General features: G+C 74.7%; 16 protein-coding genes. 8 read left to right on the forward strand and 8 right to left on the reverse strand.

All coding sequences use genetic code 11. The features are described from left to right. Positions 1 to 37: 37 nt before the first annotated feature. The 5 genes from HPT28_RS10470 to HPT28_RS10490 form a co-directional block, all read right to left on the reverse strand. Positions 38 to 352: a DUF4229 domain-containing protein gene (locus HPT28_RS10470; protein ID WP_308119151.1), complete on the reverse strand. Its 315-nt coding sequence runs from the start codon at positions 350 to 352 to the stop codon at positions 38 to 40. 58 nt (positions 353 to 410) lie between these two features. Continuing rightward, positions 411 to 929 carry a GNAT family N-acetyltransferase gene (locus tag HPT28_RS10475; protein WP_219090731.1) on the reverse strand — a complete coding sequence of 173 codons (519 nt, stop codon included), beginning with the start codon at positions 927 to 929 and terminating at the stop codon, positions 411 to 413. A 16-nt stretch (positions 930 to 945) separates the two neighbouring features. Then, positions 946 to 2,112 (reverse strand): aminofutalosine synthase MqnE, encoded by a 1,167-nt coding sequence (gene mqnE / locus HPT28_RS10480; RefSeq protein WP_219090732.1) that lies wholly within the window; start codon positions 2,110 to 2,112, stop codon positions 946 to 948. Positions 2,113 to 2,278: 166 nt separating this feature from the next. Continuing rightward, complete coding sequence (locus HPT28_RS10485; protein WP_219090733.1) at positions 2,279 to 2,746, reverse strand: Lrp/AsnC family transcriptional regulator; 468 nt, start codon at positions 2,744 to 2,746, stop codon at positions 2,279 to 2,281. Between the two features lie 51 nt (positions 2,747 to 2,797). Beyond that, on the reverse strand, positions 2,798 to 3,493 hold the full coding sequence (locus HPT28_RS10490) for a UbiX family flavin prenyltransferase (RefSeq protein ID WP_219090734.1): 696 nt from the start codon (positions 3,491 to 3,493) through the stop codon (positions 2,798 to 2,800). Between the two features lie 130 nt (positions 3,494 to 3,623). Here HPT28_RS10490 and HPT28_RS10495 point away from each other — a divergent pair, with 130 nt between their 5' ends. The 5 genes from HPT28_RS10495 (at position 3,624) to HPT28_RS10515 (ending at position 8,309) form a co-directional block, all read left to right on the forward strand. Then, a complete protein-coding gene (locus HPT28_RS10495; RefSeq protein ID WP_219090735.1) occupies positions 3,624 to 4,982 on the forward strand; it encodes a hypothetical protein in 1,359 nt (452 codons plus the stop codon). 27 nt (positions 4,983 to 5,009) lie between these two features. Further along, complete coding sequence (locus HPT28_RS10500; protein WP_219090736.1) at positions 5,010 to 5,654, forward strand: rhomboid family intramembrane serine protease; 645 nt, start codon at positions 5,010 to 5,012, stop codon at positions 5,652 to 5,654. Positions 5,655 to 5,769: 115 nt separating this feature from the next. Then, positions 5,770 to 6,603, forward strand: a complete 834-nt coding sequence (locus HPT28_RS10505; RefSeq protein WP_219090737.1) for a hypothetical protein — start codon at positions 5,770 to 5,772, stop codon at positions 6,601 to 6,603. Between the two features lie 233 nt (positions 6,604 to 6,836). Continuing rightward, positions 6,837 to 7,430, forward strand: a complete 594-nt coding sequence (locus HPT28_RS10510; RefSeq protein ID WP_219090738.1) for a sigma-70 family RNA polymerase sigma factor — start codon at positions 6,837 to 6,839, stop codon at positions 7,428 to 7,430. A gap of 123 nt (positions 7,431 to 7,553) precedes the next feature. Beyond that, positions 7,554 to 8,309 (forward strand): aspartyl/asparaginyl beta-hydroxylase domain-containing protein, encoded by a 756-nt coding sequence (locus HPT28_RS10515; protein WP_219090739.1) that lies wholly within the window; start codon positions 7,554 to 7,556, stop codon positions 8,307 to 8,309. Between the two features lie 50 nt (positions 8,310 to 8,359). Here HPT28_RS10515 and HPT28_RS10520 read toward each other — a convergent pair whose 3' ends face one another. The 3 genes from HPT28_RS10520 to HPT28_RS10530 are packed head-to-tail and all read right to left on the reverse strand — an operon-like array spanning position 8,360 to position 11,495. Beyond that, positions 8,360 to 8,854 carry a copper chaperone PCu(A)C gene (locus tag HPT28_RS10520; protein ID WP_219090740.1) on the reverse strand — a complete coding sequence of 165 codons (495 nt, stop codon included), beginning with the start codon at positions 8,852 to 8,854 and terminating at the stop codon, positions 8,360 to 8,362. Next, positions 8,851 to 11,250: a cation-translocating P-type ATPase gene (locus tag HPT28_RS10525; protein ID WP_257578377.1), complete on the reverse strand. Its 2,400-nt coding sequence runs from the start codon at positions 11,248 to 11,250 to the stop codon at positions 8,851 to 8,853. Before HPT28_RS10525 ends, HPT28_RS10520 begins: the two co-directional genes overlap by 4 nt. After that, complete coding sequence (locus HPT28_RS10530) at positions 11,250 to 11,495, reverse strand: hypothetical protein (protein WP_219090808.1); 246 nt, start codon at positions 11,493 to 11,495, stop codon at positions 11,250 to 11,252. Before HPT28_RS10530 ends, HPT28_RS10525 begins: the two co-directional genes overlap by 1 nt. A gap of 551 nt (positions 11,496 to 12,046) precedes the next feature. Here HPT28_RS10530 and HPT28_RS10535 point away from each other — a divergent pair. The 3 genes from HPT28_RS10535 to HPT28_RS10545 all read left to right on the forward strand — a co-directional run bounded on the left by HPT28_RS10535 (position 12,047) and on the right by HPT28_RS10545 (position 15,076). Next, complete coding sequence (locus HPT28_RS10535; RefSeq protein ID WP_219090741.1) at positions 12,047 to 13,528, forward strand: MFS transporter; 1,482 nt, start codon at positions 12,047 to 12,049, stop codon at positions 13,526 to 13,528. A gap of 124 nt (positions 13,529 to 13,652) precedes the next feature. Beyond that, positions 13,653 to 14,822, forward strand: a complete 1,170-nt coding sequence (locus HPT28_RS10540; RefSeq protein WP_219090742.1) for a beta-ketoacyl-ACP synthase III — start codon at positions 13,653 to 13,655, stop codon at positions 14,820 to 14,822. Beyond that, positions 14,819 to 15,076 (forward strand): acyl carrier protein, encoded by a 258-nt coding sequence (locus tag HPT28_RS10545; RefSeq protein ID WP_308119153.1) that lies wholly within the window; start codon positions 14,819 to 14,821, stop codon positions 15,074 to 15,076. The genes HPT28_RS10540 and HPT28_RS10545 overlap by 4 nt, the downstream gene beginning before the upstream one ends. The last annotated feature ends 4 nt before the right edge of the window (positions 15,077 to 15,080 follow it).

Raw genomic sequence — 15,080 nt, forward strand, 5'->3', positions numbered from 1 at the left:
GATTCCCGACGGGGTGCTGGAAGGGGTGTGACGAGCGTTACGCGACGTCGTCCTCCTGGTTGCGGTTGGCCGCGAGACGGGCCTTCATGGCGCCGGAGACGCGCTCCACACGCGGTGCGATGTGCTCGGACATCTCGTCCCGCTGACGACGCAGGAGGACGAGACTCAGCGGCGCGGAGATGAGGATGGCGAGGGCGACGAGCCACAGCGGGTTGGACTTGCCGATGCCCTCGGGGATGACGCCGACGTAGGCGAGGACGGACACGACCGCGAAGCTCGCGGCGAACAGCCCGAGGCGCATCGCGGTGTAGCGGAGCGTTGCCCTGGAGGTGGTGCTCGGGGTGCTGGTCACTTCTTCGGTCTCTTTCTCGTCCTGCGGGGCTGCGGGGTCTGCGGGGCTGCGGCGGCGCTCAGGTCAGGGGCAGCCACATCGTGATGTCGTCGCGGAAGTCGTCGTCGGCGACCCTGATCGCGTCCGGGACCCGGCCGACCTCCTTGTAGCCGCACGCCGCGTAGAAGTGCTCCAGGCCGAGCCCGCCGCGGCAGGTGAGCCGGATGCCGCGGACGCCGTCGAGGCCGCGGGCGGCCTCCTCGGCGGCGGCCATCAGGGCCCGCCCCTCACCGGAGCGCTGGGACGCGGGGTGCACCATCACGGTGTACAGCCACACCCAGTGTCGCATCAGCCGGTGGGTGTTCAGGGTGAGGAAGGCGGTGGCCTTCACCTCACCGGCGTCGTCGAAACCGGCGAGAAGGCGGGTGTGGCCCACGGTCATCGCCGTGAGGTGCCTGAGCAGCTCGGGCCGTACGTCGTCCGGCGTGACGGGCGGGACGAAGCCGACGGCCCCGCCCGCGTTGACGACGTCGGCCCACAGCCGGGCCACGCCGTCGAGCGTGGCCCGGTCGGTGCCGGGGTCGAGGACGTACCGCACCTGCGAGAGCCCCTGGTCAGAGCCGCATGGGCTGCGGGGTCTCGCGGCGCTCGGCGTCCGGGCCCGGGTACTCGCGGACGATCTCGTAGCGCGTGTTGCGCTCGACGGGACGGAAGCCGGCGTCCCGGATCAGCTCCAGCAGGTCCTCACGGGTGAGCTTGTCCGGGGTGCCGAAGTCGTCGGCGTCATGAGTGATCTTGTACTCGACGACGGAGCCGTCCATGTCGTCGGCGCCGTGCTGGAGGGCGAGCTGGGCGGTCTGTACGCCGTGCATGACCCAGAAGACCTTGACGTGCGGCACGTTGTCGAACAGCAGCCGGGAGACGGCGAAGGTCTTGAGGGCCTCGGCGCCGGTGGCCATCGTCGTGCGGGCCTGGAGCCGGTTGCGGACCTTGCCGTCCTTCATGTCGACGAAGTCGTGCTGGTAGCGCAGCGGGATGAAGACCTGGAAGCCGCCGGTCTCGTCCTGGAGTTCGCGCAGCCGCAGCACGTGGTCGACGCGGTGGCGCGGCTCCTCGATGTGCCCGTAGAGCATGGTGCTCGGCGTCTTGAGGCCCTTGGAGTGGGCGAGGCGGTGGATGCGGGACCAGTCCTCCCAGTGGGTGGCGTGGTCCACGATGTGCTGCCGGACCTCCCAGTCGAAGATCTCCGCGCCGCCGCCCGTGAGCGACTCCAGGCCCGCGTCGATCAGCTCGTCGAGGATCTCGTCGGCGCTCATCCCGGAGATCGTCTCGAAGTGGTGGATCTCGGTGGCGGTGAACGCCTTCAGCGAGACCGTCTCGGGCAGCGCCTCCTTGAGGGCGCGCAGCGAGCGCGGGTAGTACCGCCACGGGAGGGTGGGGTGGAGGCCGTTGACGATGTGCAGCTCGGTGAGGTTCTCGCCCTCCATCGCCTGGGCGAGCTTGACCGCCTCCTCGATGCGCATCGTGTAGGCGTCCTTCTCCCCCGGCTTGCGCTGGAAGGAGCAGTACGCGCAGGACGCGGTGCACACGTTGGTCATGTTGAGGTGACGGTTGACGTTGAAGTGGACGACGTCGCCGTTCTTGCGGGTGCGGACCTCGTGGGCCAGACCGCCGAGCCAGGCCAGGTCGTCGGACTCGTAGAGGGCGATGCCGTCCTCACGGGTCAGACGTTCGCCCGCGCGGACCTTCTCCTCCAGCTCCCGCTTGAGCCCAGCGTCCATGCGTCGCGCCTCCCTAGAAGTCTGCGCAGGTCTCCGCTCGCGCCTCTCGAGCGTACGCCACGACCATTCGGGGCAAGCCGGGCGGGTAGGGGTCGGCCACCGGGCCGTCCCCTCCCCCTGCGACGGGCCGTTTCCGGCCCGTCGCACCGGCCGTCCGCGGCGTGACTCAGGCGCCCGGAGGCTCCCCCTCGGGCAGCTCGCCGACGCGGTTCTCCCACTTGGTCGACAGCACGATGGTCGTGCGGGTGCGCGAGACGCCCTTGGTGCCGGACAGTCGGCGGATGGTCCGCTCCAGCCCGTCGACGTCCGTCGCACGGACCTTGAGCATGTAGGAGTCGTCCCCCGCGATGAACCAGCAGTCCTCGATCTCCTCCAGCTCGCGGAGGCGCTGGGCGACGTCGTCGTGGTCGGTGGCGTCGGAGAGCTGGACGCCGACGAGGGCTGTGACGCCGAGGCCCAGGCTGGGGGCGTCGACGGTGGCGCGGTAGCCGGTGATGACGCCCGCCGCCTCCAGCCGGTTGATCCGGTCGGTGACGCTGGGGCCGGACAGGCCGACCAGGCGGCCCAGCTCCGCGTAGGAGGCCCTGCCGTTCTCCCTCAGCGCCTGGATGAGCTGTCTGTCCACGGCATCCATGGGTCCGTCGCCCTTCAGTTGTCCGGCAGCAGTTGGCTTCGCTATCAGAATCTAAGCCATCGAGCCCGGCGCACCTGCACTACCCAGCCCGCCCCGCCACCTCCGGTACAGCGTGTGCGGGACTCCGGCGGCGTCCAGGGCCCGCCCGGCGACGAAGTCCACGAGGTCCTGGATGTGCCGGGCCCCGGCGTAGAAGGCGGGGGAGGCGGGAAGGACGACGGCCCCGGCCTGGTCGAGGGCCACGAGCTGCTGGAGTGTCGGCCCGCTCAGCGGGGTCTCCCGGACGGCGACGACGAGCGGGCGCCGCTCCTTCAGCGTCACGCTCGCCGTCCGCTGGAGGAGGTCCTTGGACAGCCCGAGGGCGACGCCCGCGACGCAGGCCGTGGAGGCCGGGACGATGAGCATGCCCCGGGCCGGGTACGAGCCCGAGGACGGCCCGGCGGCCAGGTCGCCGGCCGGCCAGTACCGGACGGCGTCGGGGTCTCCGTCCGCCGGGAGGGCCTCGGGGAAGGCGCCCGGGTCGCCGTCCGCGCCGCGGGCGAGCCAGCGCCGCAGGTCGTCCCGCCAGTGGGCGTCCCGGAAGGGATGCCCGGTCTCGTCGAGCAGGGTGAGGCGGGCGGCGCGGCTGACCACCAGGTCCACCGGCTCCCCGGCGGCGATCAGGGCGCGGAGGACGGCGGCGGCGTACGGCGTCCCGGAGGCACCGGAGACGCCGACGATCCACGGGCGGCGCTGGGCGTCGGTCACACCGCCGAGCCTACGGGCCGGGGCGGACGGGCGACGGGCCGGGGAGCCGCGGGCGCCGTGCGGCCCCGGCGCGAGGGCGCGCGATGGGGCACGTGCCGCATGCCGGAAGCCGTCGGCGCGTGGAGGGGGCGTGGAACCGGAGCACAGCGCGGGGGACGCCACAATGGTGCACGCCCCCAGGGACGCCGGGGGCGCCGCCCGCCGACCAGCCCGGGAGCCCGCCATCGCCGCTCGCATCGCACCGCGCCCCTGGTCCCGGCTCCGCGCCCGGCTCCACGGCCCGGGCGGCCGCCGGGTCCGCCCCCGGTCGCGCGCCCCGCTCGGCCGCCCGGGTGAGCCCCGGTCCCGCGGCCGGGCCCGCGCCCTGCTCCTCGTCCTCCTGCTGTGCGTCGGCCCGCTGCTCGGCGGCGGGGCCGTGGCCTGCACGACCACCCAGAAGCTCACCGCCGCCCTGCGCCTGCGGGAGGCCGTCGAGCGGCTCGGCAGGCTGGACACCGCCTCCCTCACCGCCCGGCTCGACGCCGAGCCCGACGCCGTCCTCGCCTACCTGCGGCAGCGCGCCGGGGCCGGGGCGGACGACGAGCGGCTGCGGGAGCAGGCCCGGCTCCTGGCCGACCTGGAGGTGGCCGTCGCCGTGCGGGCCGAGGGGCCACTGCGCGACCTCTCCCCCGGTGACCGGGTCGACCTGGCCGCGTCCCTCGGGTTCGGCGGCGAGGACGTCCTCGGCCTCGTCACCGTGGACGAACAGCTCCACCTGCGCTTCGGGCTCTCGGCCATGGCGGCGGAGACCCGCCGGCGCGGCCCGGTCCTGCGGGACGCGCCGGAGCTGGAGGAGTTCGCAGACGAGCTGCCGTCCGCGTTGCACTCCGTCCGGTCGGCGCTGCGCGGCGCGTGGGTACGGGTGGAGGCGGCGGAGTTCGGCGAGTTCGCCGAGGCCCTCGGCGGCCGACCGCACACCCCGGCGGAGCGGATCGCCCGCTCCACCGCCCTGCTGACCTCGGCCGAGGTCCGGCAGCACCTCGTCGGTTCCGTGCGCGACGTCCTCACGACGCGGGGCGCCCTGCGGGACGCCGGGGAGCGGGGCGGTGTCCGGCACCTGACCGTGACCCTGCCCGCGGGGGAGGCGGCCCGAGCCCTGGCGGCAGCCCTGGAACCGATCCGCTACCGCATAGGCGACCCGGACCTGGGCGCGGCCGAGCGCGTCCCCGACCGTCCCGTCGAGATCGACCTCGCCCTGCGCGACGGCGCCCTGTCCTCGCTCACCGTGGACCTCGCCCGGCTCGACCCGCGCGCGCCCGAGGGCCCCGCGGCGGCGACGCTCCCGCTGCGCCTGGACTTCGCGCCCGGCCAGGTGGTCCGCGTCTCCGCGCCGCACGACGCGCCACGTCTGCGGCCCCAGGACCTGCTGGCCGCCCTCACCTACGCCGACCTGCACAAGCCACGGCTCTCCTCGCTGTTGCGCACCTTGCGTACGCTTGATCTGGAGTAAACCGAACCGGGGGGTATGGGGGTCTGCATGCCGTACGGACCGAGCGGGACGGGAACCCACCCGTCACGCCGCTCACGCGTCGTCACCGCCGGCACGTTCATGCTGTCCTGGGTCGCGCTGATGTGGTTCCTGACCGCGCTGGACGGCGCGAGCGGCCCGATCGTACGCGAGTACGGCATCCAGCCGCGGGACACCGACGAACTGCTGGACATCTTCCCCGCCGCGTTCCTGCACTTCGGCTGGGACCACGTCCTCGCGAACACCGTCCCGCTGGTGATCTTCGGCTTCCTCGCGGCGCTGCGCGGCATGGGCCGGTTCCTCGCCGTCGTCCTCGTCATCATCGTGACGAGCGGGCTGGGCGTCTGGCTGACGGCCCCCGCCGGCACCAACACCGCGGGCGCCTCCGGCGTCGTCTTCGGCCTCTTCGGCTATCTGCTCGTGCGCGGGTTCGTGGAGCGCGACGCCCTCGACATCACGGCGGGCATCACCGTGCTCCTGCTCTACGGCTCGATCCTGTGGGGCGTCCTGCCCACGTCCTCGGGCGTCTCCTGGCAGGGTCACCTCTTCGGGCTGATCGGCGGCGTGCTGGCGGCGTTCTGGCTGCGCCGCACCCCGCCCCGGCGTCGCCGCCGTCCAGCGCCCTACGGCGCCGGGCCGAGCCCCTGGAGCTGACGGCCGCCCGGTGCCCGTCCCCGTTCGAGCGGCACCGGGCTTCTCCCGTGAGTAAGCCCCGAGTTGGGCGGAGGACCCGCGAGCGGCGAAAGGGACGGCTGGCACAATAAGGGGCATGGCTCGCCCGCCGGCTCCGCCCCCACTCCGCGCCGCGGTGTTCTCGGCGGTGTGCGTGCTTCCGGCGGCCACCGGGCACGTGATGATGTCCCACACGCTGCCGTTATGGGCACCCGTCGCCGCGTTCCTCCTCACCGCGGCCCTCAGCGTCCCGTTCGCGCGCCGCGAGCACGGCGCCCTGGCCGTCATCGGCTCCTCGGTCCTCGTCCAGACCCTGCTGCACCTGACGTTCTCGCTGGTCCAGGCGCTCGTGGCTCCCGCCATGAGGCACTCCGCCACGGGGGCGCACGCGGCCCCCGGTGGGCACTCCGACATGGCCGGGCACGCGGCCGCGGCCGGACACGGCCCCGGCGGGCCGCACGGCAACCCCGCGCTCGGCGGCTTCGGCACCTGCGGCGACGGCGTGACCGGCGCGCCGGCGCCGGGCGGCCCCGGCGACATCGGGACGGCCGCCGGGCACCACGTCCCCGGGCTCGACCTCTGGTCCCTGCTCACCCACGGCTCGGGGGGCATGACCGCCGCCCACCTCCTGGCCGCGACGATCACCGGCTGGTGGCTGTGGCGCGGCGAGGCGGCGGCCTTCCGGATCGGCCGCGCGCTGATCGCCGCCCTCTTCGAGCCGCTGCTCAGCCCGCCGCGCCGCGGCCACGTCCTCTTCCCCGACGTCCCCGCGGTCCCGCCCCGGTCCACGCTCGCCGTCCTCCGCGAGGGGCGGCACCTGCGCCACACCCTCTCCCGGAGAGGCCCGCCGCCGCGTCCCGCCGCCGTCGTCGACGTCGACGGGACGACACCCGTACCCCTGAGGACCGGCCGGGTGCTCGCGGTCTGCTGACCACCGCCGCGGGCGCCACGCCACGCTGCGCCGCGCCACACCGTGCCGCGTCGTGCCGCGCCGTGCCGTGGCATGCCAGCCCGTCGGGCGGCCCGCCCTCGGGGCCTCACCGCTCATCCCGACGACGTTCGACGACGGAACGCACCCACCTCCCCACCGGCCCGGCGCGACGGGCCGGCCGACCGGGGCCGGGCTGCCCCAGCGCGGCCCCCCTTGTGAACGAAGGAACAGGGATGCACTCCGTGACCGAACCCGTACCCCGCCGCGGCACCCCGCGCCCGGGTACGTCGAACGACGAGAAGGTGACCCGCTGGGCTCTCGCGGCCCAGCGGGGCGACCGGCTCGCGGCGGAACGCTTCGTCCGGGCGACCCACTGGGACGTCTGGCGCTTCGTCGCCCACCTCAGCGGGGACGTCCACGCGGCCGACGACCTCACCCAGGAGACGTTCGTCCGCGCCCTGCAGAGCCTCCACGGCTTCGCGGGACGCTCCTGCGCCCGGACCTGGCTGCTCACGATCGCCCGCCGGGTGGTCGTGGACCAGCGGCGCCGGGCGTCGGCCCGCCCGGCCATCGCCGACGTCGGCGACTGGCAGGCGGCCGTCGAGCGGACGCAGGACGAGGAGGACAGCGGCTTCGAGGAGCTGGTGGCCCTGCGCGACCTGATGGACGCGCTGGACCCGCCGCGGCGGCAGGCGTTCGTCCTCACCCAGCTCGTCGGGCTGTCCTACGCGGACACGGCGGAACTCGTGCGGTGCCCGGTGGGCACCGTGCGCTCCCGCGTGTCCCGGGCCCGGCGCGAGATGACCGCATCGATCAGGGCCGCGTAGGAGGCGCGGCCCCACGGTGACGGTGCCCCGGGCCGTGGCCCGCCCACGGCGGGCCCCACGGCCCGGGGCACCCCCGACCGAACGCAGAACCACGAGAAGGCAGAAGGAAAGGGTGAAGCACGCATGACACCGGAGATCGAGGCCGCCTTCGCGGCCCTGACCCAGGAGTACGGCCCCGGCGCTCTGGACCGGGTGGAACGCATGCTGGAGCCGGGCGGGGCCGAGCGCCATCCGCTCCAGGAGAAGACCCGCTGGGTGCTGCCCGGCATATCGCCCCGGCCCTGGCACGACCCGTACGAACACCCGGAGATCAAGCCGCTGGTGACGGCCCTGGAGACCCACCACGGGGCGATCCGGGAGGAGTTGGCGACCGCCTGGGCCGACCGGCGGGCCATGTTCGGCGACTACGAGCACTACCTGCAACGGCAGACGGACTGGCAGGCTCTCTACCTGTTCAAGGACGGTGCCACGGTGCCGTCCTCGGAGGCCGTCGTCCCGACGACCGCGCGGATCCTGCGGGAGCACGCCATCGAGCCGGGGCTGCTGTCACCGCTGCTGGAGTGCCACTTCTCCACCCTGCTCCCGGGAGCGGCCATCGCCCCGCACTGCGACCTGTGGAACTTCACGATCAACCTCCACCTCGCCGTGGACATCCCGGAGGGCTGCGGCATCCGGGTCGCGGAGGAGACCCGCGCCTGGGAGCAGGGCAGGTGCCTGCTGTTCGACTACTCCTTCGAGCACGAGGCGTGGAACCACGGCACCGCACCGCGTACCTGCCTGCTGATGGACCTGTGGCACCCGGAGACGACCGAGTGCGAGCGGCGGGCGCTGACGGTGCTGGTCACCGAGGTGCGCAAGCTCATGGGCGAGACGTCATGACCTCGTGGCCTCATGGCCTCGTCGCCTCATGGCCTCGTGGCCTCGTGGCCTCATGAGCGAGGGCGCGTGCGAGCGCCGTACTCCGCGATCGTCACGGTCGTGGCGACGGCCTCGATCTCGCCGCTGACGGCGAAGCGCAGGACGAAGCGAACCGGCTGCCCGGGCACCAGCCCGGGCGGCCGGTTCAGCATGACGTTGCCCTGCCAGGGGTCCATGCGGACCTCCTGCCCGGCGGGCACGGCCACCGAGTCCAGCGGACGCATGGAACCGCCGCCGTCCCGGACGACGACACGGCTGAGCATGACGCCGTCCGGGACGTCGGGCGAGGACACGGACAGCAGCCGGTCGGCGCCCTCCCCCGTGTTCCGCAGGGTGAAGTAGGCCGAGCCCTGGCGGTCGTTGGTGGGCTCCAGGACCATGCCGTCGACGACGGCGATCTCCGGCCGGCCCTCGCCCGCGGCACCGGTGGCGGTGTAGAGGGTGAGCAGGAGCAGCGTGACGGCGGCGGCGCCGAGGGCGGTGAGCGCGGTGCGGACGGTGCTCATGCGAGGCGGCTCCTGGCGGGCGGTGCGGGGCGGAGGCCGCGGCGGGCGGGGCGGAAGCCGCGCAGCCGCAGGCTGTTGCCGACGACGAGGAGGGAGCTGGCCGACATGGCGAGCCCCGCGAACATCGGCGTCAGCCAGCCGGTGGCGGCCAGCGGCACGGTGACGAGGTTGTAGCCGAAGGCCCACAGCAGGTTGGCGCGGATCGTGGCGAGCGTGGACCGGGTGAGCAGCACGGCGTCGGTGATGCCGTGCAGCCCGCCGTGCACGAGGGTGAAGTCCGCGGCGCCGATGGCGGCGTCGGTGCCGCTGCCCATGGCGATGCCGAGGTCGGCGGCGGCCAGGGCGGCGGCGTCGTTGACCCCGTCGCCCACCATGGCCACCCGTCGTCCCCCGGCGCGCAGTTCGGCGACCTTGGCCGCCTTGCCCTCGGGTGTGACCTCGGCGTGGACGGTGCGGATGCCGGCCTCGCGGGCGGCGGCCTCGGCGGCCGCGCGGGAGTCCCCGGAGACGAGTACGGGTTCGATGCCCTGGCGGCGGAGGGTGTCGACGGTCCGGTAGGCGTCGGGGCGCAGGGTGTCGCCGAGGGCGAGCACGGCCACGGGCCGGGCGTCGAACTCGACGACGACGGCGGTGCGTCCGGCCTCGTCCGCGCGGCGCAGGGCCAGGGTGAGGGGCTCGGGCAGGGCGCCGTTCGTCCGGGGACGCCGCACGGCCACCGTCCGGCCGCCGACGCGGCCGGTGACGCCGACGCCCGCCTCGGCCCGGAAGTCCTCCGCCGCGGGCAGGCGTTCGCCCGGCGCGAGGCGTTCGGCGGCGGCCACGACGGCCCTCCCCACGGGGTGTTCGGAGCCCGTCTCGACGGCCGCGGCGGCCCGGAGCACCTCGGCCTCGCCGGGGGCGTCGGGCTGGCCGTCCGCCGGGCCGCCGACCGTCGTCTCGTGCAGGGTCATGCGGCCGGTGGTGAGGGTGCCGGTCTTGTCGAAGAGCATGACGTCCACGCGGCGCAGCCGCTCCAGCGCCTCCGGGCCGCGCACGAGGACGCCGAGCTGGGCGCCCCTCCCGGTGGCGGCGAGGAACGCGGTGGGGATGGCCAGACCGAGGGCACAGGGGCAGGCGACGACGAGGACGGCGGCGGCGGCCGTCGCGGCGGCCGAGGCGTCCGCCCCGGCGCCGAGCCAGAACCCGCAGGTGGCGACGGCGACGGCGAGGACGGCGGGGACGAAGACCATGGAGACGGCGTCGGCCAGCCGCTGGGCCCGCGCCTTGCGGGCCTGCGCGTCGGTGACGAGCCGGGTGATGCGGGCGAGCTGGGTGTCGGCGCCCACCGCCGTCGCCCGGACGACCAGCAGCCCGGAGGAGTTGACGGCGGCGCCGACGACGGAGGTACCCGGCCCGGCCTCGACGGGGGCGCTCTCTCCGGTGACGAGGGAGAGGTCCAGCGTCGAGCGGCCGGAGACCACCTCGCCGTCGGTGGCCACCTTCTCCCCGGGCCGGACGAGGAAGTGCCGCCCGACGCCGAGTTCGGCGACGGGGACCCGGGTGCCCGTTCCGGTCCCGGTGGAGCTGTCGTACAACTCGACGTCCCTGGCCCCGAGTTCTGCCAGGGCCCGCAGGGCGGCACCGGAACCGGAGCGGGCCCGCCCCTCCAGCCGGCGGCCCGCCAGCACGAACAGGGTGACGGCGACGGCGGCCTCCAGGTACACGTGCGGGGTGCCGTTGTCGGCCCGGGGGAAGGGCGAGAAGTCCATGCGCATGCCGGGGTCGCCGGCGCCGCCGAGGAAGAGGGCGTAGACGGACCAGCCGTAGGAGGCGGCCACACCGAGGGAGACCAGGGTGTCCATGGTGGCCGTCCCGTGCCGCAGCCCGCTCAGCGCCCGCCGGTGGAAGGGGAGGGCGCTCCACAGCACGACGGGGGTGGACAGGGCGAAGCAGAGCCACTGCCAGGAGTCGAACTGGGCGGCGGGCACCATCGACAGGAAGATCACGGGGATGGCCAGGACCGCCGTCGCCAGGAGGCGGCGGTCCTCGTCGGTGTCGTCCCCAAAGTGGTGAGCGCTTGGGTCCGCCGGCTCGGGGGCCGTGGCCGCCGGTGCGCCGGAGCCCGCGGTCGCGGGCCCGGAGGCGTGCGGCCCGGAGGCCGCGGGCGGGGCGACAGGGCTGGCGGTGTAGCCGGCGTGCTCCACGGTGGCGACGAGGGTGTCCGCCGTGACCTCGGGCGCGTGGTCGACGTTGGCCCGTCCGGTCGCGAGGTTGACGCTCGCCGAGGTGACGCCGTCCAGCCGGGTCAGCTTGCGCTCGACGCGGCCGACGCAGGCGGCGCAGGTCATGCCGCCGACGAGCAGTTCGGTGACGACGAGTTCCTCCGGCTCCGCGGCGGCGGGAGACGCGGTGCTCATCAGTGCCCTCCTCCCCCGTGCCCCTGGCCCGTTCCCCGGCCGGGGGCGTCGGGGCTGTGCAGACCGGGCGCGACGGGCCCGGCGGCGGCGCCGGCCGCGTAGGACCCGGCGAACACGGCGGCGAGCAGCAGGAGGAACCCGGCAGCGGCGTGCCAGGCGGGGCGGGCGACCGCGGAGACGGTCCCCGTGCGCTCCCGGAGGCGGCCGGGCGCGGGGCCGGGCGCGGGGCCGGGCGGTGCGGGCATGACGACGGCTCCCTTGCTTGCGGGCCCGGACCCGGTACGGCTCCCTCGATGCGAAGCCGAGACGGGCCGGTGGACGGCTCTGACGGCGGTTCAGGGGCCGCGCCAGGCTAATACGCGCCCGGCACCGAACACACACAGAACCGCCGGGCCGAATGCCGGATGGTCGCGGATATCCCGCCGTTCGGCTAAAATCCACCAAGCCTTCGGGAACTTTCCCGACACGCCATCCGACTTCCTCTGAATGGCCTGCGGAGAAGCCATCCGGGTTTCGGTCATTCCCCCCGACCGGACGGGGCTCCGTCCCAGTTCCCGGCGCTGGCTCATTCGTCTGGAAATCGCCGGACGCATACTCGCTAATACCGTTGCTCCGCAGCAATCCACAAGACGGGTTCCAGCCTGGCCGAAATCGTGTGACCTGTTTGCCCTCGAACTGGCGTCGGGCGACAGTGGAACGGCCGGAGCGGAAGCTTCGACAGTAATCCGGTGACGCTACCGACGTGATTCATGTCACCGAATTCTGCGGCACTTTTTGTGTTCAGGGGGAGAGCACGATGGATGGAGCGGAAGGCACGCGACCCGTGCCGTCCGACGCGCACCGGACGGCCGACCGAACGGGCCGCGGACGCGGAGGCGCACGGGCGCAGCTGGCGGTGCTCGCCGCAGCGCAGTTCGTCATCGCCGCCGACTACAACATCGTGCACGTCGCCCTGCCCAGCATCGGCACGGCAGCCGGCTTCTCCGAGCACGACCTCCAGTGGGTCGTCAGCGCCTACGTCGTCGTCACCGGCGGCTTCCTGCTGTTCGGCGGGCGCGCCGCCGATCTGCTGGGCAGGCGCCGGATGTTCGTGACCGCGGCGGTGCTGTACGCGGTGGCCTCCCTGGCCGGCGGCGCCACGGCGGAGCCCGGGGTGATCGTCGCCGCCCGCGCGGCCCAGGGGCTGGGCGGCGCTCTCCTGTTCCCCGCCACGCTCTCCCTCATCAGCACGCTGTTCGCCGAAGGCCCCGCCCGCAACCGGGCGCTCGCGGTGTGGGGTGCGATGGGTGCCTTCGGCCTGTGCGCCGGTTCGCTGGCCGGCGGGCTGCTCGTGGACGCCTTCGGCTGGGCGTCCGTCTTCTACGCCAACATCCCGCCCGCGCTGGCCATCGCGGCGGGAGCGCTGCTGCTCTTCCCGCCCGACGCCGCCCGGGAGCCCGGCCGCCGCTTCGACGCCCCCGGCGCCGTGGCGGTCACGGGCGGCGCGACGCTTCTCGTCTACACCGTCGTACGCGGGCCCCAGTCCGGGTGGCTCAGCCCGGAGGTCCTCGGGTGCGGCGGGCTCGCCCTGCTGCTGCTCGCCGCCTACGCGCGGCGGGAGCGCCGCTTCGCGGACCCGCTCACGCCGCCGCGCCTGCTGCGGGCGGCGGGCGTGCGGACGGCCGTACCCACCGCGCTCGTCTTCGGCGCGACGTTCAGCGCGCTCCCCTACTTCCTCACCCTCTACCTCCAGCGCGTCGCCGGTCTGGAGCCGTTGGCCACCGGGGCCGCCTTCCTCTGGCCGGCCATCGTGGTGGCCGTCGGCGCCCGGGCCGGCGAGTGGGCGGTCGGCCGGTTCGACGCAGCGGCCCCGCTGCGCTACGGCCTGGCCTCGGGCGCGCTCGGCACCGCGCTGCTGGCCCTCGCCATGACCGAGGACGGCGGCTACCTCGCGTTGCTGCCCGGTCTCACCCTGCTCAGCCTGGCCCAGGGCGCGGTGTGGACGGCGCTGTGGATCGTCGCGGCCGACGGCATCGCGCCCGCCGACCAGGGCGTGGCCTCGGGCACCGCCTCCACCGCGCTCCAACTCGGCGGCGCGGTGGGCCTGGCCGTCCTGGTCGCCGTCGCCAACGCGGGAGTGTCCGGTGCGGCGGCCGAGGGTCCGGGCGCGGCGGGCGCGGACGGGCTGCGCACGACGGTGTTCGTCGTCGCCGGGACGCTGCTGGCCGCCGCCCTCGCCTACACCGCCCGTGCCCGCGCCGCCCGCCCGCGGAAGGCGGCTCCGGCCATGAGGCGCTGACCCGCGCGGACGGCGCTCCCCTCGCCCGCCGGCGAGGCGCTCCGCCACCACCACGATCCACGTCCACCGCCGCGGCCCTGACCCCGCCGCGCGGTTCCCCTCAGGCGAGAAGGAGTGACCCTCCATGGCCCGACCGTCCCCGCCCGAACACGGCGCCGCGGTGCTCTGCGGCCTGGGTGGCTGGGTGCCGCCCAGAGTCGTCGACAACGCGGAGCTCTCCGCCCGGCTCGACACGACCGACGCATGGATCACCGAGCGCACGGGGATCCGCTACCGGCGGCACATCGAGCCCGGTCAGGCCACCTCCGACCTGGCCGTCGAGGCCGGACGGCGAGCCCTGAGCTCGGCCGGCGGCGAGCCCCCGGACGCCGTCCTGGTGGCGACGACGACACCGGACCGGCCCTGCCCGGCCACAGCACCGGCGGTGGCGGCGCGGCTGGGCCTGGGCGGCGTCCCCGCGTTCGACGTCGCCGCCGTGTGCACCGGCTTCCTCTACGGGCTGGCCACGGCCTCCGGGCTCCTCGCGACCGGCGCCGCCCGCCGCGTCCTGCTGATCGGCGCCGACGCCTACTCGACCATCGTGGACCCCGACGACCGCACGAACGCGGTCATCTTCGGCGACGGAGCCGGGGCCGTCGTCCTGCGCCCGGGAACGCCCGACGAACTCGGCGCCCTCGGGCCGTTCGACCTGGGCAGCGACGGCACCGGCGAGGACCTGATCACCGTCCGGGCGGGCGGCTCCCGACAGCGCTCGGACCGGGGCGGCGACGAACCGGCCCGCGGGGACCGCTTCTTCGCGATGCACGGCCGCGCCGTCTACCGCCAGGCCGTCACCCGCATGACCGACTCGGCCAGGGCCGTGCTGGACGCGGCCGACTGGAAGCCCGACGCCGTCGGCCACATCGTCCCCCACCAGGCCAACCTGCGCATTCTGCGGTCCGTCGCCGAGCACCTCGGCCTGCCGGCGGAACGCCTCGTGACCAACATCCGCCACATCGGCAACACCGGCGCCGCCTCTGTCCCGCTCGCCCTGTGCGACGCGGCGGCCGAGGGCCGGCTCGCCTCCGGCGACGGCGTCCTGCTCACCGCCTTCGGCGGCGGGCTGACCTGGGGCTCCACCCTCCTGCGCTGGCCCGCCCTCGCCCCGCCGACCCGCCCGACCGACCCCACCGACCCGGCCGAGGCAGCCCACACGGCTGATCAGGCCGGGGCTCACGGAACCACCGACACCGCCGACCCCACGGACCCACGTCCCGGCACACCGCGGACCCCCGCACCGAAGGAGCACGCGTGAACGACACGACGACCACACTCGAACGGCTGGTCTCCGCCGTCGAGGCCCTGGACCCGGGGCTGGCCGACGCCGACCCCGACGCCACCTACCACGCGCTCGGACTCGACTCGCTGACGCTGGCCGAGATCAGCCTGCGCATCGAGCGCGACTTCGAGGTCCCGGTGGACGACACCGAGATCACCGAGGAGTTCAGCCTCCGCAGCACCGCCCAGCTCGTCGACGAGAAGCTCGCCCACCGCGCGAAGGAACAGTGAGAGC

This window comes from Streptomyces sp. JJ38 (genome assembly GCF_019303475.1).
In the GTDB taxonomy this organism is placed as follows: domain Bacteria; phylum Actinomycetota; class Actinomycetes; order Streptomycetales; family Streptomycetaceae; genus Streptomyces.

What these genes read in the sequence shown, in the direction of transcription:
- HPT28_RS10515 (WP_219090739.1), top strand. Translation starts at nt 7,554, where the DNA reads ATGACACCGGAGATCGAGGCCGCCTTCGCGGCCCTGACCCAGGAGTAC.
- HPT28_RS10535 (WP_219090741.1), top strand. Translation starts at nt 12,047, where the DNA reads ATGGATGGAGCGGAAGGCACGCGACCCGTGCCGTCCGACGCGCACCGG.
- HPT28_RS10505 (WP_219090737.1), top strand. Translation starts at nt 5,770, where the DNA reads ATGGCTCGCCCGCCGGCTCCGCCCCCACTCCGCGCCGCGGTGTTCTCG.
- HPT28_RS10540 (WP_219090742.1), top strand. Translation starts at nt 13,653, where the DNA reads ATGGCCCGACCGTCCCCGCCCGAACACGGCGCCGCGGTGCTCTGCGGC.
- HPT28_RS10510 (WP_219090738.1), top strand. Translation starts at nt 6,837, where the DNA reads ATGCACTCCGTGACCGAACCCGTACCCCGCCGCGGCACCCCGCGCCCG.
- HPT28_RS10520 (WP_219090740.1), bottom strand. Translation starts at nt 8,854, where the DNA reads ATGAGCACCGTCCGCACCGCGCTCACCGCCCTCGGCGCCGCCGCCGTC.
- HPT28_RS10530 (WP_219090808.1), bottom strand. Translation starts at nt 11,495, where the DNA reads ATGCCCGCACCGCCCGGCCCCGCGCCCGGCCCCGCGCCCGGCCGCCTC.
- HPT28_RS10525 (WP_257578377.1), bottom strand. Translation starts at nt 11,250, where the DNA reads ATGAGCACCGCGTCTCCCGCCGCCGCGGAGCCGGAGGAACTCGTCGTC.
- HPT28_RS10485 (WP_219090733.1), bottom strand. Translation starts at nt 2,746, where the DNA reads ATGGATGCCGTGGACAGACAGCTCATCCAGGCGCTGAGGGAGAACGGC.
- HPT28_RS10500 (WP_219090736.1), top strand. Translation starts at nt 5,010, where the DNA reads ATGCCGTACGGACCGAGCGGGACGGGAACCCACCCGTCACGCCGCTCA.
- mqnE (WP_219090732.1), bottom strand. Translation starts at nt 2,112, where the DNA reads ATGGACGCTGGGCTCAAGCGGGAGCTGGAGGAGAAGGTCCGCGCGGGC.